This is a genomic window from Stenotrophomonas sp. K-6, assembly GCF_056861555.1.
Window position 1 is genome coordinate 164,594 of the sequence record NZ_JBSPUC010000004.1, and the last position, 23,882, is coordinate 188,475.

Consider the following 23,882-nt stretch of genomic DNA (forward strand, 5'->3'; position numbering starts at 1 on the left):
AGCCGACCGTTGGTCGGCTGCCGTACGCCGGGTAGCGCCACCCCATGGGTGGCTGTACGGCACAATCGGCCTATCACCCTTCACCGGTATCCGCATGTCCGCCGTGATCCAGACCGACCGCCTGCATCTGCGCCTGATCGACCCCGACCATGACGCCGCCGACATGCTGGCCCTGCTCAACGAACCGGGCTTCATCCGCAACATCGCCGACCGCGGCGTACGCACCCTGGCGCAGGCGCGTGACTACACCGCCGAGCGCGTGCTGGGCAGCTACACGCTCAACGGCTTCGGCATGTACGCCGTCATCCGTCGCGACGATGGTGCATGGCTGGGCAATGCCGGCCTGGTGCGTCGTGCCGGGTTGCCGGCACCGGATATCGGCTATGCGCTGCTGTCGCAGTACGAAGGCCACGGCTACGCTTTGGAGGCCGCGCGCGGGGTGATGCACTACGCACGCGATGTACTCGGCCATGCCGATCTGTACGGCATCGTCTCGCCGGACAACGTGCGCTCGGCCGCGCTGCTGCGCAAGCTGGGCATGGAGGATCGCGGCGATCTGCTGCTGCCGCCGCCACACGAAGCAGTGGTGCTGCTGTTTGCCACGCCGGGTGCGCCGGCCATCTGATCCGGTAGAGCGCGGCCCTGCGCTCGATCCCCGGCCGGTAGAGCCGACCGTTGGTCGGCTGCTCTCACCCCCCCAACTGCGCGCGCAACGCCGCCAGCTGCTCCTGCAGCTCGGCCACCGTGGCTTCCAGCTGCTGCACACGCGACTCCAGCGCCGGATGGGCGGCACCGCCAGCTCCAGCGCCGGACGGCGCCGACCTGTACTGCTCGGCCAAGGCCTGCACATCCACCGGGCCACCCAGCAGGTGCATGTAGCGGTCTTCGCGCTGGCCGCTGGCGCGCGGCAGCTGGACCGCCATGCCGCGCTGGATCATGCGCTCCAGGTGATGGCGCAGTTCGTCCACGTCCTGGAAGCGGACCAGGCGCTCGCTGCGGGTCAGCAGCTCGTTGAGGGTCTGCGGGCCGCGCAGCAGCAACAGGCCCAGGATCGCCAGCTGCTGGCGGGTCAGGTCCAGCGCGGCACCGGCGCGGTGCTCGTAGCGCTCGGCGCGCGAGGAGTACTGCTGGCGCGCCAGGCCCAGGGTCTCCAGCTGGCGCAGCGCGTGGTGCACATCGCCGGCCGACAGGGCCATCACCGGCTCGCGGGCGGTTTTCTGGTTGGCGGCCACCTGGGCGGCGTTGACTGTCAGCGGGTAGGCGTCCGGAGTGGTCGCCTCCTTCTCGATCAGGCAGCCCAACGCGCGGGCCTGGGCCGCGCTGAGCACGGGCAGGGCAGGGGTCTGGGTGTCGTCGGTCATGGGGCGCTCCGGGGTGTTTCAGGGGCGTGCAGCATAGCCGAGCCCCGCCTGCGGCATGAATGCCGCGGGACAAGCCGGTAAACTGGCGCGAATCTGTTGCCGGTGAATGCCATGCGTCGTAGTGCTGTTTCCCTGTCCGTGCTTGCCTGCGCCGTGATGGCGCTGAGTGCCTGCAAGCGCACTGAAACCCCGGCCGATGCCGTCCCGCCGGCCGCCGCTGCCGCCGCGAGCGCGCCGGCCGCCACCGGCGATGCCGCCGTGGCCGCCAACGACAACCTCAATGCCGTGCTGTGGATCCAGCGCTCGCAGGAATACCGGGCGATCACCGAGCAGACCTACCGCGCGGCCGCCGATCACCTGGACAAAGCGCTGAAGGAAGCCAACTGGGACGCGCTGGTGCCCGAAGAACGCGGCAATGCCGCCAAGGGCCTGAAGCCGGCCGTGGTGCTGGACGTGGATGAAACCGTGCTGGACAACTCGCCCTACCAGGCGCGCCTGGTGCGCGATGGCACCGAATATGACGAGCTGAGCTGGGACCAGTGGGTGGCCGAAAAGAAGGCCAAGGCGATTCCGGGTGTGGTCGATTTCGCCAAGGCCGCCAACGCCAAGGGCGTGACCCTGCTGTACATCTCCAACCGCGCCGTGCACCTCAAGGACGCCACCCTGGCCAACCTGCGCGAGCAGGGCCTGCCGGTGGCCGATGACAGCGTGTTCCTCGGCCTGGGTACCGTGGTGGAGGGCTGCGAGCAGGCTGGCAGCGAGAAGAACTGCCGCCGCCGCCTGGCCGGCCAGCAGTACCGCGTGCTGATGCAGTTCGGTGACCAGCTGGGCGATTTCGTGGAAGTCACCGCCAACACCAATGAGGGCCGTGACGCGCTGCTGCAGCAGTACCACGACTGGTTCGGCGAACGCTGGTGGATGCTGCCCAACCCGACCTACGGCGGCTTCGAGCCGGCGCAGTTCAACAACGACTACAGCCAGTCGCGCCAGGCCCGCCACGATGCCAAGCGTGCCGCGCTGGACTACGCACCGTGAGCCGCGCCCCGCTGCCGCTGCGTGACGAGGAGCGCCTGATCTTCGCGCTCGACGTGCCGGGCCGCGCTGACGCGCTGGCCTGGGTCGATCGCCTCGGCGATGCCGTGTCGTTCTACAAGATCGGCATGGAATTGCTGGCCTCCGGCGAGTACTTCGAGGTGCTCGACGCACTCGCCGCGCGCGACAAGCGCGTGTTCGTGGACCTGAAGTTCTTCGACATCCCGGCCACCGCTGCGGCGGTGATCAAGCGGCTGTCGCAGTGGCCGGTGAGCTACGCCACCATCCACGGCTGGCACCCGGCGATGATGGAGGCCTGCGCGGCCGCCAACGGCAGCGACATGCGCCTGCTGGCGGTGACGGTGCTGACCTCGATGGGCCGCAGCGACCTGGCCCAGATGGGCATCGACCGCGAGCCGGTCGAGGTGGTGGTCGAACGCGCGCTGGCCGCCCAGGCCGCCGGCATCGACGGCGTGATCGCCTCCGGTCAGGAGGCCGGGCCGATCCGCGCCGCCACCGGCGCTGGCTTCTCGATCGTCTGCCCGGGCATCCGCCCCGGCGGCCCGGTCGGCGATGACCAGAAGCGCACCGTAGGCGTGGCCCAGGCCTTTGCCGATGGCGCCGATGCGATCGTGGTCGGCCGTCCGATCCGCCTGGCCAGCGATCCGCAGGCCGCTGCGCGCGCCATCCAGGCCGAGATCGCCCAGGCGCTCGCCGCGCGTTGAGGCGGTGACGGGGCGCCCGTCTCCCCGACGTTTTCGGCGCAACAGGTTTTTCTGTACATTCAAGGGCTTGCGCATATGGCGCAGCGTCGGCAGGGTTGCCGGCTTGCCGCTGTCACTGAACAGGCCGCAAGATGCGGACCGGTCCGGGGAGTCCGAATTCATGTCCATGTCGTTGAAGCCGTGGCGGTACCGGGGGCATGCGTTGGCACTGGCCCTGTGCGGGTTGGTGCTGCTCAGCGCCTGCAAGGGCAAGCAGATCGATCCGGATGCGCCTGCGTCCGAGCCGGTCGCTGCCCTGCAGCAGCTGGCCCAGCGGGTGGCCGACAATGATCTGGTCGGCTACGCCAAGGCAGCGGTGCCGCCGGCCCAGTACGCCCGTCTGCAGGGCGCGTGGAGCCAGGGCCACAGCCGTTGGCCGCTGACCGAGCTGCCGCTGGATGGGCAGTTGTTGCCGATGCTGGCCGCACTGTCGCGGCCGGATGCGCCGCAGCGGCTGCAGCGTTCCTTCGATACCCAGATCGCCGGCCAGGCCACCCAGGTCCGTCAGGCGGCCCACTCGATGGGGTTGTTCGGCGAGCAGTACCTGCGCAACCAGAGCGAGTACAGCGACAGCGAGCGCGCCCACTACACCCAGGTGGTGAACGCGCTCAGCCGCTGGGCCGCCGCGGCGCCACTGACGGACAAGCAGCGGGCGAAGACGACCATCACCCTGCTCACCGCGACCGCGCGCACGGCGGGGCTGTCCACGGATGCCGAACTGCAGGCCGCGGGCATGGAAGCGAGCCTGCGCCGGCTCGGGCCCTTCATCAAAGCCTTCAAGACGGCCCTGGCCAGTTACGGGCTGTCGCTGGACGGCGCCTTGACCGAGCTGCGCGGCGAGCTGACCTCCGAACTGGGCGACGACGCGGTCGTGCGCATCCAGTACACGCTGGCCGGCGAGCAGATCGAAGCGCAGGTGCGGATGACACGGCGCGACGGTCACTGGTACGTGACCCGCACGCTGGAAGACACCGATGCGCTGCTGCAGGCCGCCGACGCTGCGCAAGCTGAACATGACGCCCGCCAAGCGGCCGACGCAGAGGCCGCCGCGACGGTCAAGGACGGTGCTTCTGCACCGGCTAAGCCATAATGAAGCCGATGCCGAACCAGAATCCCCTGCCTTTCCCCGGCGAAGAGCCGCCCAAGACGCCGGACGCTACGTCCTCGTCGCCCGATTCCGTGCCGTCCGACGGTGCTGCCGCCCCGGTTCCGCCGGCTGCTGGCGGGACCGCAGAGGCCGTTGCCGTCAATGCGGAACCGGCGGCCTTCGTGCCGTCGGCGATCGTGCCCGGCACGCGCGCGCCCACCGGCCGCCCGCCGTGGTGGGCGCGCCTGCTCGGCCGCCTGGTCGAGCCGTGGCTGTCGCTGAAGATCGAACCCGAACACCCCGGCCAGTACAACGATGGCCGTCCGGTGGTCTACGTGCTGGAGGACTACGGTCTGTCCAACGCGCTGATCCTGGACAAGGCCTGCCGCGAAGCCGGCCTGCCCTCGCCGCTGGTGCCGATCGCCGGTGACCCGACCGGGCGCAGGCGCGCCTACCTGGCGCTGTCGCGCCGGAGCAGCAGCAACTCGCTGATCCCCGAGCAGCGCGGCGCCAAGACCCACTCGGACTCGCTGGCCAAGGTCCTGCAGGCGCACCGCGCCCGCGGCGAGCTGGACGTGCACCTGGTGCCGGTGTCGATCTTCGTCGGCCGCGCGCCGGACAAGCAGAGCGGCTGGTTCGCGGTGCTGTTCTCGGAAAACTGGGCCCTGGTGGGCCGTTTCCGGCGCCTGCTGGCGGTGCTGCTCAACGGCCGCAGCACGATCGTGCGCTTCGCCCCGCCGATCTCGCTGCGCACCACGGTCGATGAGGGGCTGGACCCCGAACGCACCGTGCGCAAGCTGCAGCGCGTGCTGCGCACCCATTTCCGCCGCATTCGCGAGTCGGTGATCGGGCCGGATCTGTCGACCCGCCGCCTGCTGGTGGACAAGGTGCTCGACGCGGACACGGTGCGCGAGGCGATCGCCTCACAGGCCAAGCGCGACAACTCCAAGCCGGCCGATGCCTGGAAGAAAGCCCACGCCTACGCGTGGGAAATCGCCGCGGATTACTCCAGTCCGGTGGTGCGCTCGGCCAGCTTCATGCTCAGCCATGTCTGGAACCGCATCTACGCCGGCGTGCTGGTCCACCACCTGGATAAGTTCAAGGCGGCCGCGCCCGGGCACGAAGTGGTCTACGTGCCCAGCCACCGCAGCCACATGGATTACCTGCTGCTGTCCTACCTGCTGTACGACCGCGGCATCGTGCCGCCGCACATCGTGGCCGGCATCAATCTGAACCTGCCGGTGGTCGGCACGCTGCTGCGCAAGGGCGGTGCGTTCTTCATCCGCCGCTCGATCCGCGGCAACGCGCTGTACTCGGCGGTGCTCAGCGAATACGTGGCGCAGCTGGTCGCCGGCGGTTACTCGATCGAGTACTTCGTCGAAGGCGGCCGCTCGCGCACCGGGCGTCTGCTGCAGCCCAAGGGCGGCATGATCTCGATGACGCTGCGCGCGTTCCTGCGCCAGCCGCGCAAGCCGGTGCTGTTCCAGCCGGTCTACATCGGCTATGAAAAGCTGATGGAAGGCGGCAGCTACCTGGACGAACTGTCCGGCCGGCCGAAAGAAAAGGAATCGATCTGGTCGCTGCTGTGGTCGATCCCCAAGGTGCTCAAGCAGAACTACGGCCAGGTCGTGGTGAACTTCGGCGAGCCGATCGCGCTCAACGACGTGCTCGCCCAGCGTGCGCCGGAGTGGAACGGCCAGCCGGTCGGCGAAGACGAGAAGCCCTCGTGGCTGTCCGGCACGGTGGATCACCTGGCCGAACGCATCCAGGTGCATATCAACGGGGCGGCCGACGTCAATCCGATCAACCTGCTCGCGCTGGCGCTGCTGTCCACGCCCAAGCATGCGATGGGCGAGGCGGACCTGATCGCGCAGATCGAACTGTGCAAGACCCTGCTGGTGGAGATGCCGTACTCGGACCGGGTGACGGTGACCCCGCACTCGCCGGAGCGGATCATCGCCCACGCCGAGGAGATCAACGTCCTCACCCGCATCAAGCACCCGCTGGGCGACGTGCTCAGCGTCAGCGGCGACACCGCGGTGCTGCTGAGCTACTTCCGCAACAACGTCATCCACCTGTTCACCGCCTCGTCGTGGGTGGCCTGCTGCTTCCAGAACAACCGCCGCATGAGCCGCACCGGGCTGGTCCAGCTGGGCCGCACGGTGTATCCGTTCCTGCAGGCCGAGCTGTTCCTGCCGTGGACCGAAGACGAGTTCGCCCAGCGCATCGAGCAGACCATCAACGTGTTCGTGCGCGAAGGGCTGCTGCAGAACATCAACGATGACGACGGCGGCATCCTGGCGCGCAACACCGGGCAGACCGACGAAGTCTTCCGCCTGCGTGCGATCGGTCATTCGCTGCAGCAGGCGTTCGAGCGCTATTACATCGCGATCTCCGTGCTGGTGAAGAACGGCCCCGGCACGTTGGGTGCGGCCGAGCTGGAAAGCCTGTGCCAGCAGGCTGCGCAGCGCCTGAGCCTGCTCTATGCGCCGGCCGCGCCGGAGTTCTTCGACCGCACCTTGTTCCGCGGCTTCATCCAGAAGCTGCGCGAGCTGCGCCTGGTGTGGCCGGATGAAAACAGCAAGCTGCTGTTCGATGCGCGCCTGGACGCGTGGGCGAAGGATGCGAAATTCATCCTCGGCCGCGAACTGCGCCATACCATCGAGCGCGTCAGCCCGGAAGCGGCCAAGCCGGAGGAACCGGTCACCCAGGATTGACGACGGCCCGTCGTCAATCCGACGTATCGGGACGAATCCGAGCGTATCCGGATCTTAGTGCGTTCGCCAGCAATCCGTAGGTACCGACCGTTGGTCGGTACCCGCGCGCCAGCGCGGCACAACGCTACGCCGGCTCGTCCGGAATCAACATGTCTTCCAGCTTGGCGATGCAGTCCTTCAACTGCAGCTTGCGCCGCTTCAGGCGCTTGGCTTCCAGCTCATCGTCGCCGTTGGCGGCCATGCGCAGGATCTGCTCATCCAGCGCACGGTGCTCCTGCCGGAGCGTGGCAAGGCGGGCGCTGATATCGGTGGGTGTCATGGTGTCCACAAGCTCCGAGCATACACATCCGGGATGACCGCCGGGAGTGAACGCAGTCACTTCCCGGCACCTGTGAGGGTGCGTCCCAGCCGGTAGAATGAAGGGATGAGCGCCGCCGTCATCCGCCTGCCCGATCCCGTCCCGCGCGCCCGCGATCCGCGCGCGCCCGGCGGTGTGCAGGACCGGCTGGCGCGGCAGCTGCGTCGCCAGGTCGGCCAGGCCATCGCCGACTTCGGCATGATCGAGGCCGGCGACAAAGTGATGGTGTGCCTGTCCGGTGGCAAGGACAGCTACACCCTGCTCGACATCCTCTTGCAGCTGCAGAAAAAAGCGCCGGTGCCGTTCGAGCTGGTCGCGGTGAACCTGGACCAGAAGCAGCCGGGCTTTCCCGAGCACGTGCTGCCGGCGTACCTGGCCTCGATCGGTGTGCCGTTCCAGATCATCGAGCAGGACACCTATTCGGTGGTCAGCCGGGTGATCCCGGAAGGCCGCACGATGTGTTCGCTGTGCTCGCGCCTGCGCCGTGGCGCGCTCTACCGGCATGCGGCCGAACACGGCTTCACCAGGATCGCGCTGGGCCACCACCGCGATGACAGCGTGGCCACGTTCTTCCTCAATCTGTTCCACCACGCCAAGCTCTCGGCGATGCCGCCCAAGCTGCGCAGCGACGACGGCCAGCACATCGTGATCCGCCCGCTGGCGTATGTGAGCGAAGCGGACATCAGCGCCTACGCCCAGGCGCGCGCGTTCCCGATCATTCCCTGCACGCTGTGCGGCAGCCAGGACACCCTGCAGCGCCGCCAGGTGGAGCAGATGCTGCAGCAGTGGGAGCGCGACCAGCCCGGCCGCATCGACCAGATCGCGCGCGCGCTGGGCAACATCCATCCCTCGCAGCTGGCCGATCCGGCGCTGTTTGATTTCATGGCACTGGGGCGCGCCGCAGCCGCCCCGCTGCCCGACCCGCCGGCCTGGGCCGGCACTGCCCACGACCCCGGCGACGCCCCCGGCCCGGCCTGAGCCACGCCGGCGCGCCCGCCCTCCCTTTCACGCTCTTACTCTGGACGTCCATGTTCTTTCGCAACCTGACGCTGTTCCGCTTCCCGACCGCCACCGATTTCTCCGACGTGGACACCCTGCTGCCGCAGGTGCTGCTCAAGCCGGTCGGTCCGCTTGAAATGAATTCGCGCGGCTTCATCTCGCCGTTCGGCCGTGAAGAAAAAGCCGTGTTCTCGCACCGCGTCGGCGATGCGCTGTGGCTGACCGTCGGCGGTGAGGACAAGATCCTGCCGGGCGCGGTGGTCAACGATCTGCTCGCGCGCAAGCTCGAGGAAATCGAAGAGAAGGAAGGCCGCAAGCCCGGTGGCCGCGAGCGCAAGCGCATGAAGGACGATCTGCTGCACGAGCTGATGCCGCGCGCCTTCGTGAAGAGCTCGCGTACCGACGCGCTGATCGACCTGACCCACGGGTACGTCGCCGTGGACTGTTCGAGCAGCAAGAAGGGCGAGAACATGATGTCCGACATCCGTGGCCTGCTCGGCAGCTTCCCGGCGATGCCGCTGAACGCCGAAGTCGCCCCGCGCTCGATCCTGACGGGCTGGATCGCCGGTGAGCCGCTGCCCACCGGGCTGAGCCTGGGCGAAGAGTGCGAGATGAAGGATCCCGCTGAGGGTGGTGCAGTGGTCAAGTGCCAGCACCAGGAACTGCGCTGCGACGAGATCGACAAGCACCTGGACGCCGGCAAGCAGGTGACCAAGCTGGCCCTGGTCTTCGAGGACAACCTGTCCTTCGTGCTGGGCGACGACCTGATCGTGCGCAAGCTGAAGTTCCTGGATGGCGCGCTGGACCAGCTCGAGCATGCCGACGATGACGGCCGCCGTGCCGAACTGGACGCCCGCTTCGCCCTGCAGAGCGGCGAAGTGCGCCGCCTGTTCCTGCTGCTGGAAGAGGCCTTCAAGCTCAGCAAGGCGGACTGACCGGTTCCGATCAGTCCCCAGTCATGCGCCGGTCACGGCCGGCGCTATGCTGTACCCATGTCCGGATTCCTCCGCCGCCTGATTTCGCCGGCTGTCAGCACGCTGCAGCGCGATACGGTACGGCTGCGCCTGGAGGATGCCGAGATCGATGTCCTGCGTGTGCGCGATCCGCGCGCGCGAAGGATCAAGCTCAGCGTCGATGAGCGCGGTGTACGCCTGACCCTGCCGCCGCGCGCCAGCCTGGTGATGGGCGAGCGTTTTCTCGACCAGCACCGCGGTTGGTTGTCCGAGCAACTGCGCAGCTACCAGGCCACCAACCTGCCGCCACCGCTGGTGATCGGCGAGGCGGGCGTGCTGCCGCTACGCGGTGAGCTGCTGCCGCTGCGCTGGGAAACCGGCCGCTACGCGCACATGCGCGTGGACGAGCAGGGCGCCTGCCTGCACTGGCCCACGCGGGGCACCGATGCCACGCTGCGCCGCACCCTGCGCGAGTTCTACGAAGCGCAGACGCGCGCCGATGTCGGCCAGTGGCTGCCGCGCTATCTGCCCGGCCTGCCGCGCGCACCGGCGCGGCTGCGGCTGAAGGTGATGTCCTCGCAGTGGGGTTCGCTGGCACCGGACGGCAGCATGGCGCTGGATCTGGCCCTGGTGCTGGGGCGACCTTCGGCGTTCGAGTACGTGCTGGTGCACGAGCTCTGCCACCTGATCCAGGCCAATCACTCGCCAGCGTTCTGGGCCGAGGTGGAGAAACGCTTTCCGGCGTGGCACGCCGAGCGGGATTACTTCCAGCTCGAAGGGCGGCGCCTCAAGGCCACGCTGCGGCAGCTGCTGACCCCGACACCGTAACGCTCGCCACCCACCGGTAGTGCCGGCCGCTGGCCGGCAATCGCGCGAGGTGCGGTGGTCGTCAGTTCCCCGCGCGCAACGCCGCCGCCTGCGCCCAGCGCGCGGCCACCCGTGGCGCGGTGATGCACACGGCCTGATCGGTCACGGTGGTGACGGCGCGCTCCAGCAGCTGGATGTCAGCCTCGTGCTGGCGAGCGACGTGCGGGTCCTCGAAGAAGATCGCGCGCTGGCAATGGCCTTCCAGCACGCGGTCGGCAATCTGCGCATCGCCGCCCATCGGGCCGCTCTGGTAGCGCGTCACCCATTCCTCGCCCTGTGGCCAGCCGCGGCTCCACGCCAGTTCGTTGAGGCGCTGGCCAGTGGTGCCGGTGCCAACCCGGCGGCGGAAGCGCGACAGCACCGCGAAGTGTTCATCGGCGAAGGCCAGCATCGCCGGTTTCATCGCGTCATGCGCAATCAGCGCCAGTGTGTGCTGCTCGAAGGCATGCAGATCATCGGCACCCGGGTCCGGTGCCAGGCCGGCGTGCAGGCGCTCCACCTCGACCCAGTCGCGCGCGGTGGCGACGGTGGAGATGAAGGGCTTGCCGTGGATCACACACTGGCGCTTGAGCGCGGTCGCTTCCGGAAACACGGAGGAGGGATCGACCGGGTCCATCAGGTAGATCGCGCCATCCAGCGTGCGCTCCGGCGTGCCCATCCCGACCACCTCGGCCACCAGCTTCATCAGGCCGCCCTCGCGGCCGTTCGGGTAGCGCCGCAGCGGGGCGAAGTCCTGCAGGAAGCCCAGCCGCTGGATCGCATCGAAGGTACGCCCGACCGCATGCAGCTCGACGCCCAGTTCGCGCAGGCCGGTATCGCTGGCGCGCAGCCAGCGGAACAGCGCGGCGTGCTTGTCGTGGTGATGCAGGCGGTTCGCGGCCAGGCCGATGCGCATGGGGGCAGTCCAGAAGGAGTCGTCGCCAGTGTAAGCCGTTCAGGTTGCACCGATGCAAGCTGCGAAACGTGATGCGGCTCACGCGCCTTCACGCAATTTCGTACTTGTTGCATGGTGTCGGCAGGGGCCATATCCGACAGTGGTGGTCGTCCGTCAATCAGGAAACCCCTGCCATGACCCTCTCCCTTTCCTCCGTTGCCGCATCCTCCCCATCCGCTGCCGTGGATCAGGGGACGCGCATCCGCGCGCTGGCCGCTGTGCTCCGTGACGCCCCGCAGGCCGATGCCGAGGTCCTGCTGGCCGGGCTGGCGCGCATGCTGGATGCGCATATCGGGCGCGGCCACGATGATGTGGTCAGCAACCGCCGCATCCGCGATCAGCTCGACAACATCGAGCTGCTGATGGCGCTGGAGATCGAGCGGGCCGGCGTGCGCCACACGCCGGTACCGACGGTATCGCGCGCCGCGTGAGAGGCGCGCTTCGTTAGGGCACGCCGTTACGCCGAGAGCAGTTGCACGATGCTGCCGGCCGCATCGCGGCCCTCGGCCACCGCCGTCACCACCAGGTCCGCACCGCGCACCGCATCGCCACCGGCGAACAGGCGCGGGTGGGCGGTCTGGAACGGCAGGCGGCCACTGCCACCGGCCACGATCCGGCCGTTGTTGCCGGCCTCAACCCCCTGTCCGGTCAGCCAGGCCGGCGCCGTCGGCGAGAAGCCGAAAGCGATGATCACCACGTCCGCTTCCAGCAGCGACTCGCTGCCCTCGATCGGCACTGCATTGCGGCGGCCCTGGGCGTCCGGATCGGACAGGGTCGTCTCGACCACCATCACCCCGATCACTTCGTCATCGGCACCGGCCTCGATCGACAGCGGCTGGCGGTTGAACAGGAAGCGCACGCCTTCCTCGCGGGCATTGGCCACTTCGCGCGCCGAGCCGGGCATGTTGGCCTCGTCACGGCGGTAGGCGCAGGTCACCTTGGCCGCGCCCAGGCGGATCGCGCTGCGCACGCAGTCCATGCCGGTATCGCCACCGCCGAGCACCACCACGCGCTTGCCTTCCAGATCGGGCAGGGCGATCTGATCTTCCCAGCCCGCGATCGGCCGGCCATGCGCGTCGCTGCCACTGACGATGCGGCTGTTCTGTACCAGGAACGGCAGCGCCGGCAGCACGCCCTTGAGGTCCTGGCCGAGCAGGCCACCATCGGTATAGCGGTACGCGCCGGTGCCGACGAACACCGCGTCGTACTCGGCCAGCAGATCATCGATGCTCACATCGCGGCCGATCTCCACGCCGAGGCGGAACTGCACGCCCATGCCTTCGAGCACATTGCGGCGGCGGCTGATGACGGACTTGTCCAGTTTGAAGCTGGGGATGCCGAACTGCAGCAGTCCGCCGATCTGTTCGTAACGGTCATAGACCACGGCCTGGATGCCGGCATGCGCCAGCTTGTCGGCGCAAGACAGCCCGGCCGGGCCCGCGCCGATCACCGCCACGCGCTTGCCGGTGGCTTCCACCGCACTCATATCCGGGCGCCAGCCGGTGGCCAGCGCGGTATCGACGATGTATTTCTCCACCGCACCGATGGTGACCGCACCGAACTCTTCCAGCGTGCAGCTGCCTTCGCACAGGCGGTCCTGCGGGCACACCCGGCCGCACACTTCCGGCAGCGGGTTGGTCGAGTGGCACAGCGTGGCCGCTTCGTGGATGCGGTTTTCCTGCACCAGCTGCAGCCACTGCGGGATCGCGTTGTGCACCGGGCACTTCCAGCTGCAGTACGGGTTGCCGCAATCCAGGCAGCGCCCGGCCTGGAACTGCGCGTCTTCCTTGCCGAACTTGCCGTACAGCTCGCCCCAGTCGCCGGAGGTGCGCAGTTCGACCGGGATGCGCTGCGGCATCGTCCGGGGCAGATCGAGGAACTGGAAAGCTTGCTTGCGGCTCATGGCTTGCTCTGTGGTGAGGTTGCCGGCCAGCGGCCGGCACTACAGCGGTGGGAACACGAGGCGCCGGTCGATACCGGCGCTTCTCCGCGCTTACGCAGCGCGGCGCAGTGAGTCGGTCAGCGATTCGATGCTGGCGGCCTTGGGTTTGACCAGCCAGAACTTGCCGACGTAATCGCGGAACTCATCGAGGATCTGCTGCGCCCAGATGCTGCCGGTCAGTTCGCGGTGGCGGCTGATCAGTGTATGCAGGTGCTGACGATGATTCTCGAAGCCTTCGGCCGAGATGCGGTGGATGTCGATCAGTTCGTGGTTGTAGCGATCCACGAAATCGCGGTCGATATCCAGCACGTAGGCCAGGCCACCGGTGAAGCCGGCACCGAAGTTGAGCCCGACCTTGCCCAGCACCAGCACGATGCCGTCGGTCATGTATTCGCAGCAGTGGTCGCCAGCCCCTTCGATCACCGCCAGCGCGCCGGAGTTGCGCACACCGAAGCGCTCGCCGGCCCGGCCCGCGGCGAACAGCTCGCCACCGGTGGCGCCGTACAGGCAGGTGTTGCCGATGATCGCGGTGTTGCGCGCCTCGAAGCGCGCGCCGCGCGGCGGGCGCACCACCAGGCGGCCGCCGGCCATGCCCTTGCCGACGTAGTCGTTGGCTTCGCCCTCGACCTCCAACTGCAGGCCGCCGACGTTGAACGCACCGAAGCTCTGCCCGGCCGTGCCACGGAAGCGCAGGGTCAGCGGCGCATCGGCCATGCCCTGGTTGCCATGCGTGCGTGCGATCTCGCCGGACAGGCGGGTGCCGATCGAGCGGTCGGTGTTGTGGATCAGGAAGCGGTGTTCGCCGCCGAGCTTGCCGGCGATCGCAGGCGCGAGCAGGCCGTCCATCTGCGTGGCCAGACTGTCCGGCGATTCGTACAGACGCTGCGCGGCGCAGTGGCTGCCGGCGTACTCGGCCGGGTTGAGCAGACGCGACAGATCCACCTTGACGCCGGGGCGCGGGGAGACCTCCAGCTGCTGCAGCAGGTCGGTGCGGCCGACGATCTCGTCCAGCGAGCGCACGCCCAGGTAGGACAGCCAGCCACGCACTTCCTCGGCCAGCAGCCGGAAGAAGTTCTCCACGCGCTCGGGCAGCCCGGTGAAGTACTGCGCGCGCAGGCGCTCGTCCTGGGTGGCCACGCCGGTGGCGCAGTTGTTGAGGTGGCAGATGCGCAGGTACTTGCAGCCCAGCACGATCATCGGCGCGGTGCCGAAGCCGAAGCTGTCCGCACCCAGCAACGCGGCCTTGATCACATCCAGGCCGGTCTTCAGGCCGCCATCGGTCTGCAGCAGGGTGCGCCCGCGCAGGTCGTTGGCCACCAGTGCCTGGTGCGATTCGGCTACGCCCAGTTCCCACGGGACGCCCGCATAGCGGATCGAGCTGACCGGGCTGGCCCCGGTGCCGCCGTCATGCCCGGACACGGTGATCAGATCGGCACCGGCCTTCACCACGCCTGCGGCGATGGTGCCGACACCGGCATGGCTGACCAGCTTCACCGAGACCAGTGCGGTCGGGTTGACCTGCTTGAGGTCGTAGATCAGCTGGGCCAGATCTTCGATGGAGTAGATGTCGTGGTGCGGCGGCGGCGAGATCAGACCGATGCCCGGCTTGGCATAGCGCAGCCGCGCGATCAGTTCGTTGACCTTGTGCCCGGGCAGCTGGCCGCCTTCGCCGGGCTTGGCGCCCTGCGCGACCTTGATCTGCAGCACCTCGGCGTTGACCAGGTATTCGGCGGTGACGCCGAAGCGGCCCGAGGCCACCTGCTTGATCTTGCTGCGCTTCTCGGTGCCGTAGCGCACCGGGTCTTCGCCGCCTTCGCCGGAGTTGCTGCGCCCGCCAAGCCGGTTCATGGCGATGGCCAGCGCTTCATGCGCTTCGGGCGACAGCGCACCGAGGCTGATCGCCGCCGTGTCGAAGCGGCGGAACAGGTCTTCGGCCGGCGCCACCTCGTCCAGCGGGGTCGGGGTGGGCGCGGCCTTGAGCTGCAGCAGGTCGCGCAGCGCCGAGACCGGGCGGCCGTGCACGGCCTCGCAGTAACGCTGCCAGTCCGCGGCATCGCCACTGCGCGCGGCGCGCTGCAGGGTCATGACCACGTCAGGGTTGTACATGTGGTATTCGCCGCCGTGCACGTACTTGAGCACGCCGCCCACATCCGGGCGCAGCAGGTCGTTCCAGGCGCGCACGGTGAGCTCGCGTGCCTCGTCGTCCAGACGGGCGAAGCCGACGCCGGCCACGCGCGAGGCGGTGTCCGGGAAGCACAGGTCCACGACCTCGTCATCCAGCCCGACGATCTCGAACAGCTGCGCGCCGCGGTAACTGGCCACGGTACAGATGCCCATCTTGGAGATGATCTTGGACAGGCCCTTGTAGATGCCCTTGCGGTAGCGGCGACCGATCTGCGACTGCTCGCCGCCCTTGCTCAGCTGCAGGATGCCGCGCCGACCCAGATCGAACAGGGTCTGGTAGGCCAGGTACGGGTACACCGCGGTGGCACCGAAGCCGAGCAGGCAGGCCATGTGGTGCGGATCGCGCGCGGTGCCGGTTTCCAGGATCAGGTTGACGTCGCAGCGCAGCCCGGCGTTGGAGAGGTGGTGGTGCACCGCGCTGGTGGCCAGCAGGGCATGCACCATCGGCCGGTCGGCCACCGGGTAACGGTCGCTCAGCAGCAGCATGACGATGCCTTCGCGCGCGGCGGCTTCGGCCTCGGCGCAGATCCGCTCGATGCCGGCCTTCAAGCCTTCGTCCAGGCTGTAGGACAGATCGATCAGGCGGTTCTTGTCGGCGTACTGCTCCATCTTGATCAGCTGGCGCAGCTTGCGCTGGCTGAGCACCGGCGAGTTGAGGATGACGTGGTTCACCGTCTCCGCGCCGGCGTGGAAGATGTTGGTCTCCTTGCCGAGCTGGGTGGACAGCGACATGACGCAGTCTTCGCGCAGCGGATCGATCGGCGGGTTGGTGACCTGCGCGAACGCCTGACGGAAGTAATCGTAGAGCGGGCGGCTGTGCTGGCTCAGCACCGCCATCGGGGTGTCATCGCCCATCGAACCGGTGGCTTCCTGCTCGGTCTCGGCCAGCGGGCGCAGGATCTGCTCCACTTCCTCGGTGCTGAGCTGGAACAGCTTGTGATAGCTGCGCAGGGTGCGCTCGTCGAAGGGTTCTTCCACCAGCGACGGATCGATCAGCTCGGTCTGCAGGTAGGTCACGCCCTGCTGAAGCCACTGCTTGTACGGCGCGCGGCCGCGGTTGATGCGGTCGATGGCGTCCGAGTCGAGCAGGTCGCCGCGCTTGAGGTCGATCGCCATCATCTCACCCGGGCCGAGCTTGCCCTTGCGCACCACGCGCTCGGCCGGCACTTCCCACACGCCGGCTTCGGAGGCGACCAGGAAGTGGCGGTCGGAAGTCAGCATCCAACGCGCCGGGCGCAGGCCGTTGCGGTCCAGCGTGCAGGCGGCATAGCGCCCATCGCAGGCCACGATGCCGGCCGGGCCGTCCCACGGCTCACTGTTGAGGCCATAGAACTCGTAGAACGCGGCCAGGTCCGGATCCTTGAACTCCAGCGACTGGGTCGCCGGCGGAACCAGGATGCGCAGCGCCTGGATCAGGTCCATGCCGGCGCTGACCATCAGCTCCAGCATGTTGTCCAGGCTCTGCGAATCCGAGCCGTGCATGGAGATCACCGGATCGAACTCGCCGATGTCGAAGCGCGGGGTCTTCCACACCTTGCTGCGCGCCTGCGCCCAGCGGCGGTTGCCCTCGATGGTGTTGATCTCGCCGTTGTGCGCCAGCATCCGGAACGGATGCGCCAGCGGCCAGCGCGGCAGCGTGTTGGTGGAGAAGCGCTGATGGAACACGATCGCGCTCGAGGCCAGATCGTTGCGCTGCAGATCCACGTAGAAGCGGCTGAGCTTGTCCGGCAGCACCATGCCCTTGTAGCTGATCGCATTCGGGCTGAGCGTGGTGACGTAGTAATCGGCGTGCCCGCGCAGCTGCTGTTCGCTGCGGCGGCGGGCCAGGAACAGCGCCAGGGTGAAGGCGGCCTCGTCCTGCGCGGCGCCGGCGTCGACGAACACCTGCTCGATGTGCGGCAGCGTATCGCGTGCGAGCTGGCCGCAGACACTGGGATCGGTCGGCACCACGCGCCAGCCGACCGGCTGGCAGCCGGCGTCGCGCAGCTGCTGTTCCAGCGTGTCGCGGCAAGCCTGGGCGGCGGCGGTGTCATGCGGCAGGAACACCACGCCGGCAGCGAAGCGTGCCCCCAGGGTGAGGCCCGCTTCGGCGGCGAGTGCTTTGAGGAATACGTCGGGGCGGCGCAGCAACAGGCCGCAGCCGTCACCGGTGACACCGTCGGCGGCAACGCCGCCGCGGTGGGTCATGCGCGAAAGCGCGGCAATGGCGGTATCGACCAGCAGTCGGGACGGCTGGTCGTCGAGCTGGGCGACCATGCCGAAACCACAGGCGTCGCGCTCATCTTGCGGGTCGTAAAGCCCTTGGCGGTTGCGGGGGGCCATCTCTGCCTCGATGCGATGTCAGGTGAGCGGCGACACTCGTCCCCGCTCAGTCCTTGCAGCGCGGGTCGAAGCACCGGATGACCCGACTAGATCACAGTTGTTGCAACGCCGCAATACACGGTTGCAGGCGCAACCAAACCCCTGTGTTTCCCGTGTTTTTCCGCTCCCTGTTCAGCCGCAGCGGACGCTGGCGACCACGTTCTTGCCGTCCACTTCGATGTTCAGGCGCTCACCGACGAAATCCATCGTGGTCATGTCATTGGGCTTGAGTACGCGCAGCGTGGTAGCGCCGGCATCCTGCTGGGCCTGACTGCCGATCTGCTCGGTGTAGGGCTGGCCGACCAGGCTCTGCACCTGGGTGGCATCACAGTTGCCGACCGGCGGCGCTTCCAGCGCCTTGCCTGTCTCATCGGTGGGCGCGGCGGCGGCTTCGGCCGCCTTCTGTGCATCGGTGGCGACCGCTTCCTGCTCGTCCATGGGCGGGGCGCTGCAGGCACCGAGGACCAGCAGGGCGGGGAACAGGGCGATCAGCCCGAAAGAACGCCGCACGCGGCGGAACGACAGAGGCGACATCGATACTCCTGAAAAGCGACCCAGTAAACGTTGGAGGATATCGCCAAGCGCGGTGTGAGGTGTTTGTGTTGCGTTATTGACGCGGTGCCGCACCGGCACCGGCGACACTGCGTTCCCCTGATCCGCGCCGCCTCCATGAGCCCGAGCCGCACTGCCACCCCTGAAGCCGCCGCCGCCCGCCAGGCCGGCCTGCGCTACGTCAGCGATGAACTGCCCGGCATTGCCCGCCGCAAGGCCGGCAAGGGCTTTGCCTACCGCGATGCCGATGGCGCGGCGGTACGAGATGCCGACACCCTGGCCCGGATCCGCGCGCTGGCGATCCCCCCGGCGTACACCGATGTGTGGATCTGCGCGCTGCCCAACGGCCATCTGCAGGCCACTGGCCGGGATGCGCGCGGGCGCAAGCAGTACCGCTACCACGCTGATTGGGCGCGGGTGAGGGGCGATGGCAAGTTCGATCGCATCATTGCCTTTGGTACCGCCCTGCCCACGCTGCGCCGGCGCCTGCGCCGCGATCTGAAGCTGCCCGGCTTCCCGCGCGACAAGGTGCTGGCGATCGTGGTGGCGCTGCTGGCACAGACGCTGGTGCGCGTTGGCAATGAAGTCTATGCACGTGACAACCGCTCTTACGGGCTGACCACGCTACGCAACCGACACCTCGCGCTGGTAAAGGGTGGCCGGGCGCAGATGCGCTTCCGGGGCAAGTCCGGGCAGGCGCATGAGGTGGATGTGGATGACCGCGAACTGGTCAAGCTGATCCGGGGCTGCCAGCAGCTGCCCGGGCAGGCGCTGTTCCAGTACCGCGATGACGAGGGCGCGGTGCAACCGGTGGACTCGGGCATGGTCAACGACTATCTGCACGATGCGATGGGCGAGGATTTTAGCGCCAAGGACTTCCGCACCTGGGGCGGCACGCTGGAGGCGATCCGTCAGCTTGCCGCGACCGAATTGCCCGAGCCCTCCAGTGAGCGCGCGCTGGCGGCATTGCAGAAACAGGTGGTATGCGAGGTCGCCACCCTGCTGGGCAACACACCGTCGGTGTGCCGCAAGGCCTATATCGATCCTTGCGTTTTCGATGGCTGGCGGGCCGGCTCATTGAAGGCCCTCGCCGGCCTGCGCGGCGAGCGCCAGTGGGAACTGGCCACGCTGAAAGTACTCAAAGCCGCGCGGCGCACCGTCCGGCGCGCCCGCGCGGGATGAGCGCAGCGGTCAGCCGCAGTAGAGGGCGGTGATGTTGTTGGTACGACCGGTTTCGATGGTCAGCCGTTCGCCGCCCTGCGCTGCCCCCGGGGTGGGATTGGCCGCGCCACTGGCAGTGGCGCCACTCGCGGCACGTTCGCTGCGCACGACGATGACCTGCAGGCTGTCGCTGTCCACGCGGGCACGCTCGACGGTGGCTTGCGATGCTGCCAGGCCCACGGCACCGCGCACCTTGTCCACGTGGCACTGGCCGGAAATGACGCCGTCGATCGGCTGGACCTGCGCGACAGGGGTGCTGCTGCAGGCGGACAAAGCAAGGACGGCCACAGCCGCGGACAGGTAACGAAGCATGCGACGCACTCCATGGGAATTACGCTCAGGGTGCAATGGTGCCCGTATGCGGCGCATGAATCCTCTACACGGTGTGGGCACGTTCCATTCACTGTCCCTGGCCGCCGGGTTGACCATAGTGGGGCTGCGCATTTCCACGGCGGCCATCGCCGCGACGAACAAGCGCCCGCGTGAGATCCACGCATCTGATCCGGCAACAGGAGTCGAACATGGCCACGGCCAAAACCCGTAAGACCACCAAGACCCCCACCTCCCGCAAGCGCCCGCGTCCGGGAGAGGCGGCTGCCGCTGCGGCCGAACCGCGTACCCGCACCCCGGTCGTCAAAACCGCTACACGTAAGGCCGCCGCCACCGATCCGCGCGCTGCGCGCGTGGCCGCCCGTCAGCGCCGTCTGCAGGACCAGGAGAAGGCAAAGGACGCGCGTGCGGCGAAGAAGGCCGCTACGTCCAAGACCAAGAAGGCCACCCAGGCCGGCACGCGTCGCCAGCCTGAGAAAATGCCGGCCGAGCAGCTGGCCAAACCCGGCAACGAACACGAAATGCAGCTGGCCCCGCGCTTCCTCGCGCCGGACTACCAGGGCAGCGGCAAGCTCAAGGGCAAGCGCGCCATCATCACCGGCGCGGATTCGGGCATCGGCCGCGCGGTGGCCGTGCTGTTCGCCCGCGAAGGGGCGGATGTCGCCGTACTGCACCTGGATGAAAAGAAGGACGCGCAGATCACCCGCGAGCACGTCGAGAAGGAAGGTGGCCGCTGCGTGGTGATCGCCGGCGACGTGCGCGATCCGGCGTTCTGCAACAAGGCGGTGAAGCAGGTCGTCAAGGCGTTCGGCGGTGTCGACATCCTGGTCAACAACGCCGCCTTCCAGTTGCACTGCGACCGCCTGGAAGACCTTGAGGACGACCACCTGCAAGAAACCCTGCAGACCAACATCGGCGGTTACATCCAGATGGCGCGCGCGGTGCTGCCGCATCTGGGCGAGGGTGCCAGCATCATCAACTCCGGCTCGGAGACCGGGCTGTTCGGCAGCAAATCGCTGGTGGACTATTCGGCGACCAAGGGCGCGATCCATGCCTTCACCAAGGCGCTGGCCAGCCAGCTGCTGCCACGCGGCATCCGGGTCAATGCGGTCGCCCCGGGTCCGGTCTGGACCCCGCTGAACCCGGCCGACAAGAAGGCACCGGATGTCGCCGAGTTCGGCCAGGACAGCGACATGGGCCGTCCGGCGCAGCCAGAAGAGCTGTCGCCGGCGTACGTTTTCCTCGCCTCGCCGATCACCGCCAGCTATATCAGCGGCGTGATCCTGCCGGTCATGGGGGGGCCGCGCGGCTGACAGACGGCATCCTGTCCAGAAGGGCCACCGAGGATCACCTCGGTGGTTCCCATCAGTACCCAGGCCGATGGCGTGAACATGCCGCCATGGCCCTCCGCCGTTCGGCGTCCATCTCCCGTCCATCCCATCCGCACATTGACTAAGCAGCCGCTGGCGCATGGCCAGCGGCCGAGCGCAGCTGACCGTTCGTCGGCACGCACCCTCCGGCACTTGACGACATCTGTAGTCACTGGCACGGTAGCGACACGTGTAGTCATAGGGAGTGCGCCATGCGCGGCAAGACCATCGGGGACCAGGAACTGGCCCTGCTGCAGTACATCGCGGAACAGGACCGCCCCAGTGTCGGCGAAGTCGCCGCCGGGTTCGGTGAGCCGCGCGGGCTGGCACGCTCCACCGTGCTGACCATGATGGAGCGCCTGCGCGCCAAGTCGTACCTGAGCCGCAAGCAGGTGGGCGGCGTCTACCGCTATGCCACCACCAGCGGCCAGGACAGCGTGGTACAGGGCGCGGTGGCCAGCTTCGTGGAGAAGACGCTGCAGGGCTCGGTGTCGCCGTTCGTGGCGTTCATGTCGCACAAGGTGGACGTCAGCGATCAGGAACTGGCCGAGCTGGAAGCGCTGGTCGAACAGTTGCAGTCACGCAAGCGGGAGGGCTGAGTGATGGACATGATGATGAGTGAAGTGCTGATGCGGCTGGGCTGGACCAGTGTGCAGAGTGCGGTGCTGGTGGCGCTGGTCTGGGGTGTATGCCGCCTGCTGCCACAGCTGCCGTCCGCGACCCGCTGCCGGCTGTGGTGGCTGGTGGCCGCGCAGGCGGTGCTGGGCCTGTTCTGGAGCAGCCCGCTGGAACTGGCGGTGCTGCCGGCACCGGCAGCAGTGACAGCGCCGGCGATGGCGCTACCCGCGTTCGACGCTGCTGTGCAGGCCGCGCCGGTCACGTACGCCGCCAATGCGGCAGAGACCGCGACGATGACAGCGTCCTGGCCCTTGCTGCTGCTGGCCGTGTGGGCTGCCGGTGTGCTGCTGATGCTGGTGCACAGCCTGCGCGGCTACCGCGCCAGCCGCGCGCTGGTCCGCAGCGCCACCGAGTGCACCGACGCCGGCCTGCAGCAGGCGCTGCAGTTGGCCGCCGAAGCGCATGGCCTGCGGCGCTCCCCGCAGCTGAAACTCTCCGCGCAGATCCGGTCGCCGCAGTTGATCGGCCCGTGGCGGCCGGTGCTGCTGCTCCCGGCGCGCGAGCTGCCGATGATGTCGGCGGACGATCTGGACATGGCGCTGACCCACGAACTGATTCATCTGCAGCGTCGCGACCTGTGGTGGGGCCTGCTGCCGGCGCTGTCCCAACACCTGTTCTTCTTCCACCCGCTGGTCCATGTGGCGGCCCGCGAATATGCGCTGGCCCGCGAGGAAGCCTGCGATGGTGCGGTGGTGGCCGGGCATGATCACTGCCGCCATGACTACGGCCGCTTGCTGGTGCAGTTGGGTGTGGCGCCTCGTCCCGCCGTCGGCGTGGCCAGTGCCTCGCCGAACCTGCGCAGTCTCAAGCGCCGGCTGCGGACGCTGCAGCAGACCCGCAGCGTCCCGCGCGTGGCCGCGCTGGCCATCACCGCGCTGTTCGTGGTGATCGGCGTTGCCCCGTTGCGGCTGGTGGCTGCACCGCCGCCGCCGGCCCCGCCCCAGGTACCGCCGGCACCTGTCGCGCCGACCCCACCGGCACCGCTGCCTGCTCCTGCCCCGCGTCCGGCACCGGTGCCGACGCCCGAACCTGTTCCGGCACCTGAGCCTGTTTCGGCCCCGGAGCCCCCCGCTGCACCACATGCACCGGAGCCGCCCAAGGATCTGGATGACGGCATGTCCTTCGTCACCCACGGTCAGCTCAACATCAGCCGGCAGCCTGCGCAGGCCTTCGTGTTGATCGGCGGCGAGAGCAATTTCGTCGATGCCTCCGTCGCCGACCTCAAACAGGCCCGACGCGATGCCGGCAACGATCAACCGACCTTGTGGGTCCGCCGAGGCCAGGACCGCTATCTGATCCGCGATCCCGCCGTGCTCAAGGCGCTGGGACACGCCCAGACGGAAGTGGCCGCGCTCGGAACCGCGCAGGCCGAGCTTGGCAACCGCCAAGCGGCCATCGGTCAACAGATCGCGGCGGCGTCGTTGCAGATCACGGCCGATGCAATGGCCTCGGTGGATGTCAGCGCGGTGGTCAACAGCGCGATCCGCGATGCCGGTCTGGATGCGGCTGTGGAAGCCGACCGGGCGGCCCGCCAGTCGCGCGCATCGGCTTCCGCCGCCAGCCAGGCCGCACGCGAGGCACGCACCGCCTCGGCCAGGGCGGTGGACGCCCGGCAGATTGCCCTGGTGGCGCGTGAGCAGGCTGAGCTGGGCAAGGAACAGGCCCGGCTGGCACAGCAGCAGAGTGTGGCCTCGGCGCGTGCGGTGCGCGACGTGCGGGCCGCGATCGATCAGGCGCTGGCCAACGGAAAAGCACAGCGCGTGCGTCACTGATGGGTACACGCCAGGGCGGCCTGCGTGCCAGGCCGCCGGTTGCAACCGATCACCCGCAGTTGGCGCGCACGATCCTGTTCTGTTCGTCCACTTCGATGCTGAGGCGGTCTTCGCGGTAATCCATGGTCATCGCCATGCCCGGTTTGAGCACGCGCGCATTGCGGGCGCCGCTGTCTTTCACCGCCTTCTGGATGACCGCCTCGGTAGCGGCCTGCCCGGTCAGGCCGGTGAGCGTTTCCGGATCGCACTGACCCCCGCTGCCGGCCACCGCGGGTGGGGCCGTCGAGGTCGGGCTGTCAGCCGGCGGTGCGGCGGTCTTGCCCGGATGACTGCAGGCGGCCAGCGGCAGGGCACAGCCCAGGGCGAACAGAAGGTTCAGACGCATGCGGTGGTCCTCCCA

The 23,882-nt window shown here is 68.4% G+C and carries 21 protein-coding genes; 13 read left to right on the forward strand and 8 right to left on the reverse strand.

Annotated elements, in window-relative coordinates:
- The first annotated feature begins 94 nt into the window (after positions 1 to 94).
- Positions 95 to 625: a GNAT family N-acetyltransferase gene (locus AC13F7_RS13755; RefSeq protein ID WP_483001367.1), complete on the forward strand. Its 531-nt coding sequence runs from the start codon at positions 95 to 97 to the stop codon at positions 623 to 625.
- A 64-nt stretch (positions 626 to 689) separates the two neighbouring features.
- Here AC13F7_RS13755 and AC13F7_RS13760 read toward each other — a convergent pair whose 3' ends face one another.
- Complete coding sequence (locus AC13F7_RS13760) at positions 690 to 1,361, reverse strand: YceH family protein (protein ID WP_483001369.1); 672 nt, start codon at positions 1,359 to 1,361, stop codon at positions 690 to 692.
- A 111-nt stretch (positions 1,362 to 1,472) separates the two neighbouring features.
- Here AC13F7_RS13760 and AC13F7_RS13765 point away from each other — a divergent pair, with 111 nt between their 5' ends.
- The 4 genes from AC13F7_RS13765 to plsB all read left to right on the forward strand — a co-directional run bounded on the left by AC13F7_RS13765 (position 1,473) and on the right by plsB (position 6,961).
- Complete coding sequence (locus AC13F7_RS13765) at positions 1,473 to 2,396, forward strand: 5'-nucleotidase, lipoprotein e(P4) family (protein WP_481467731.1); 924 nt, start codon at positions 1,473 to 1,475, stop codon at positions 2,394 to 2,396.
- Positions 2,393 to 3,118 carry an orotidine-5'-phosphate decarboxylase gene (gene pyrF / locus AC13F7_RS13770; protein WP_346471635.1) on the forward strand — a complete coding sequence of 242 codons (726 nt, stop codon included), beginning with the start codon at positions 2,393 to 2,395 and terminating at the stop codon, positions 3,116 to 3,118. The genes AC13F7_RS13765 and pyrF overlap by 4 nt, the downstream gene beginning before the upstream one ends.
- Before the next feature lie 160 nt (positions 3,119 to 3,278).
- Positions 3,279 to 4,247: a hypothetical protein gene (locus tag AC13F7_RS13775; protein WP_481467733.1), complete on the forward strand. Its 969-nt coding sequence runs from the start codon at positions 3,279 to 3,281 to the stop codon at positions 4,245 to 4,247.
- Positions 4,247 to 6,961 (forward strand): glycerol-3-phosphate 1-O-acyltransferase PlsB, encoded by a 2,715-nt coding sequence (gene plsB / locus AC13F7_RS13780; protein ID WP_481467735.1) that lies wholly within the window; start codon positions 4,247 to 4,249, stop codon positions 6,959 to 6,961. Before AC13F7_RS13775 ends, plsB begins: the two co-directional genes overlap by 1 nt.
- A 124-nt stretch (positions 6,962 to 7,085) precedes the next feature.
- Here plsB and AC13F7_RS13785 read toward each other — a convergent pair whose 3' ends face one another.
- Entirely contained in the window at positions 7,086 to 7,280 is a 195-nt protein-coding gene (locus AC13F7_RS13785; protein WP_481467737.1) for a YdcH family protein, read from the reverse strand.
- Positions 7,281 to 7,385: 105 nt separating this feature from the next.
- On the opposite strand from AC13F7_RS13785, the gene ttcA reads away from it, so the two are divergent.
- From ttcA to AC13F7_RS13800, 3 genes are read left to right on the forward strand one after another with little or no spacing between them, the layout of a single operon-like run.
- On the forward strand, positions 7,386 to 8,297 hold the full coding sequence (gene ttcA, locus AC13F7_RS13790) for a tRNA 2-thiocytidine(32) synthetase TtcA (RefSeq protein ID WP_483001372.1): 912 nt from the start codon (positions 7,386 to 7,388) through the stop codon (positions 8,295 to 8,297).
- A gap of 50 nt (positions 8,298 to 8,347) precedes the next feature.
- Positions 8,348 to 9,253 (forward strand): recombination-associated protein RdgC, encoded by a 906-nt coding sequence (locus AC13F7_RS13795; RefSeq protein ID WP_019184123.1) that lies wholly within the window; start codon positions 8,348 to 8,350, stop codon positions 9,251 to 9,253.
- 57 nt (positions 9,254 to 9,310) lie between these two features.
- Positions 9,311 to 10,099 carry a M48 family metallopeptidase gene (locus AC13F7_RS13800; protein ID WP_483001374.1) on the forward strand — a complete coding sequence of 263 codons (789 nt, stop codon included), beginning with the start codon at positions 9,311 to 9,313 and terminating at the stop codon, positions 10,097 to 10,099.
- A 61-nt stretch (positions 10,100 to 10,160) separates the two neighbouring features.
- Here AC13F7_RS13800 and AC13F7_RS13805 read toward each other — a convergent pair whose 3' ends face one another.
- Positions 10,161 to 11,033, reverse strand: coding sequence for a methylglyoxal synthase (locus tag AC13F7_RS13805; protein WP_481467743.1), 873 nt, complete (start codon positions 11,031 to 11,033; stop codon positions 10,161 to 10,163).
- A 173-nt stretch (positions 11,034 to 11,206) separates the two neighbouring features.
- Between AC13F7_RS13805 and AC13F7_RS13810 the strand changes: the two genes are divergently transcribed.
- Positions 11,207 to 11,503: a hypothetical protein gene (locus AC13F7_RS13810; RefSeq protein WP_483001379.1), complete on the forward strand. Its 297-nt coding sequence runs from the start codon at positions 11,207 to 11,209 to the stop codon at positions 11,501 to 11,503.
- Positions 11,504 to 11,529: 26 nt separating this feature from the next.
- On the opposite strand, the gene AC13F7_RS13815 is transcribed toward AC13F7_RS13810, so the two are convergent.
- The 3 genes from AC13F7_RS13815 to AC13F7_RS13825 form a co-directional block, all read right to left on the reverse strand.
- Positions 11,530 to 12,975, reverse strand: coding sequence for an FAD-dependent oxidoreductase (locus AC13F7_RS13815; protein ID WP_346471628.1), 1,446 nt, complete (start codon positions 12,973 to 12,975; stop codon positions 11,530 to 11,532).
- A 90-nt stretch (positions 12,976 to 13,065) separates the two neighbouring features.
- Positions 13,066 to 17,520, reverse strand: coding sequence for a glutamate synthase large subunit (gltB, locus tag AC13F7_RS13820; RefSeq protein ID WP_481467747.1), 4,455 nt, complete (start codon positions 17,518 to 17,520; stop codon positions 13,066 to 13,068).
- 171 nt (positions 17,521 to 17,691) lie between these two features.
- Complete coding sequence (locus AC13F7_RS13825; protein ID WP_483001382.1) at positions 17,692 to 18,093, reverse strand: I78 family peptidase inhibitor; 402 nt, start codon at positions 18,091 to 18,093, stop codon at positions 17,692 to 17,694.
- 135 nt (positions 18,094 to 18,228) lie between these two features.
- On the opposite strand from AC13F7_RS13825, the gene AC13F7_RS13830 reads away from it, so the two are divergent.
- Complete coding sequence (locus AC13F7_RS13830) at positions 18,229 to 19,293, forward strand: DNA topoisomerase IB (RefSeq protein WP_483001388.1); 1,065 nt, start codon at positions 18,229 to 18,231, stop codon at positions 19,291 to 19,293.
- A gap of 9 nt (positions 19,294 to 19,302) precedes the next feature.
- Here the strand turns inward: AC13F7_RS13830 and AC13F7_RS13835 are convergent, their stop codons facing one another.
- Positions 19,303 to 19,644, reverse strand: coding sequence for a hypothetical protein (locus AC13F7_RS13835; RefSeq protein ID WP_481467752.1), 342 nt, complete (start codon positions 19,642 to 19,644; stop codon positions 19,303 to 19,305).
- Between the two features lie 209 nt (positions 19,645 to 19,853).
- On the opposite strand from AC13F7_RS13835, the gene AC13F7_RS13840 reads away from it, so the two are divergent.
- From AC13F7_RS13840 to AC13F7_RS13850, 3 genes are all read left to right on the forward strand, one after another.
- Positions 19,854 to 20,975, forward strand: coding sequence for an SDR family oxidoreductase (locus AC13F7_RS13840; protein ID WP_483001394.1), 1,122 nt, complete (start codon positions 19,854 to 19,856; stop codon positions 20,973 to 20,975).
- Positions 20,976 to 21,244: 269 nt separating this feature from the next.
- Complete coding sequence (locus tag AC13F7_RS13845) at positions 21,245 to 21,631, forward strand: BlaI/MecI/CopY family transcriptional regulator (protein WP_481467756.1); 387 nt, start codon at positions 21,245 to 21,247, stop codon at positions 21,629 to 21,631.
- A gap of 15 nt (positions 21,632 to 21,646) precedes the next feature.
- Positions 21,647 to 23,482: a M56 family metallopeptidase gene (locus AC13F7_RS13850; RefSeq protein WP_483001397.1), complete on the forward strand. Its 1,836-nt coding sequence runs from the start codon at positions 21,647 to 21,649 to the stop codon at positions 23,480 to 23,482.
- A 49-nt stretch (positions 23,483 to 23,531) separates the two neighbouring features.
- On the opposite strand, the gene AC13F7_RS13855 is transcribed toward AC13F7_RS13850, so the two are convergent.
- The gene (locus AC13F7_RS13855; RefSeq protein WP_483001399.1) at positions 23,532 to 23,867 is read right to left on the reverse strand and encodes an I78 family peptidase inhibitor; all 336 of its coding nucleotides are present in this window, start codon (positions 23,865 to 23,867) and stop codon (positions 23,532 to 23,534) included.
- Positions 23,868 to 23,882 lie beyond the last annotated feature (15 nt).

Coding starts and splice junctions, on each gene's coding strand:
- AC13F7_RS13775 (WP_481467733.1), top strand. CDS start 3,279: ATGTCCATGTCGTTGAAGCCGTGGCGGTACCGGGGGCATGCGTTGGCA.
- AC13F7_RS13825 (WP_483001382.1), bottom strand. CDS start 18,093: ATGTCGCCTCTGTCGTTCCGCCGCGTGCGGCGTTCTTTCGGGCTGATC.
- AC13F7_RS13810 (WP_483001379.1), top strand. CDS start 11,207: ATGACCCTCTCCCTTTCCTCCGTTGCCGCATCCTCCCCATCCGCTGCC.
- AC13F7_RS13840 (WP_483001394.1), top strand. CDS start 19,854: ATGGCCACGGCCAAAACCCGTAAGACCACCAAGACCCCCACCTCCCGC.
- AC13F7_RS13760 (WP_483001369.1), bottom strand. CDS start 1,361: ATGACCGACGACACCCAGACCCCTGCCCTGCCCGTGCTCAGCGCGGCC.
- AC13F7_RS13785 (WP_481467737.1), bottom strand. CDS start 7,280: ATGACACCCACCGATATCAGCGCCCGCCTTGCCACGCTCCGGCAGGAG.
- AC13F7_RS13835 (WP_481467752.1), bottom strand. CDS start 19,644: ATGCTTCGTTACCTGTCCGCGGCTGTGGCCGTCCTTGCTTTGTCCGCC.
- AC13F7_RS13815 (WP_346471628.1), bottom strand. CDS start 12,975: ATGAGCCGCAAGCAAGCTTTCCAGTTCCTCGATCTGCCCCGGACGATG.
- AC13F7_RS13795 (WP_019184123.1), top strand. CDS start 8,348: ATGTTCTTTCGCAACCTGACGCTGTTCCGCTTCCCGACCGCCACCGAT.
- AC13F7_RS13830 (WP_483001388.1), top strand. CDS start 18,229: ATGAGCCCGAGCCGCACTGCCACCCCTGAAGCCGCCGCCGCCCGCCAG.
- gltB (WP_481467747.1), bottom strand. CDS start 17,520: ATGGCCCCCCGCAACCGCCAAGGGCTTTACGACCCGCAAGATGAGCGC.
- AC13F7_RS13805 (WP_481467743.1), bottom strand. CDS start 11,033: ATGCGCATCGGCCTGGCCGCGAACCGCCTGCATCACCACGACAAGCAC.
- AC13F7_RS13755 (WP_483001367.1), top strand. CDS start 95: ATGTCCGCCGTGATCCAGACCGACCGCCTGCATCTGCGCCTGATCGAC.
- ttcA (WP_483001372.1), top strand. CDS start 7,386: ATGAGCGCCGCCGTCATCCGCCTGCCCGATCCCGTCCCGCGCGCCCGC.
- AC13F7_RS13855 (WP_483001399.1), bottom strand. CDS start 23,867: ATGCGTCTGAACCTTCTGTTCGCCCTGGGCTGTGCCCTGCCGCTGGCC.
- AC13F7_RS13765 (WP_481467731.1), top strand. CDS start 1,473: ATGCGTCGTAGTGCTGTTTCCCTGTCCGTGCTTGCCTGCGCCGTGATG.
- AC13F7_RS13850 (WP_483001397.1), top strand. CDS start 21,647: ATGAGTGAAGTGCTGATGCGGCTGGGCTGGACCAGTGTGCAGAGTGCG.
- plsB (WP_481467735.1), top strand. CDS start 4,247: ATGAAGCCGATGCCGAACCAGAATCCCCTGCCTTTCCCCGGCGAAGAG.
- AC13F7_RS13800 (WP_483001374.1), top strand. CDS start 9,311: ATGTCCGGATTCCTCCGCCGCCTGATTTCGCCGGCTGTCAGCACGCTG.
- AC13F7_RS13845 (WP_481467756.1), top strand. CDS start 21,245: ATGCGCGGCAAGACCATCGGGGACCAGGAACTGGCCCTGCTGCAGTAC.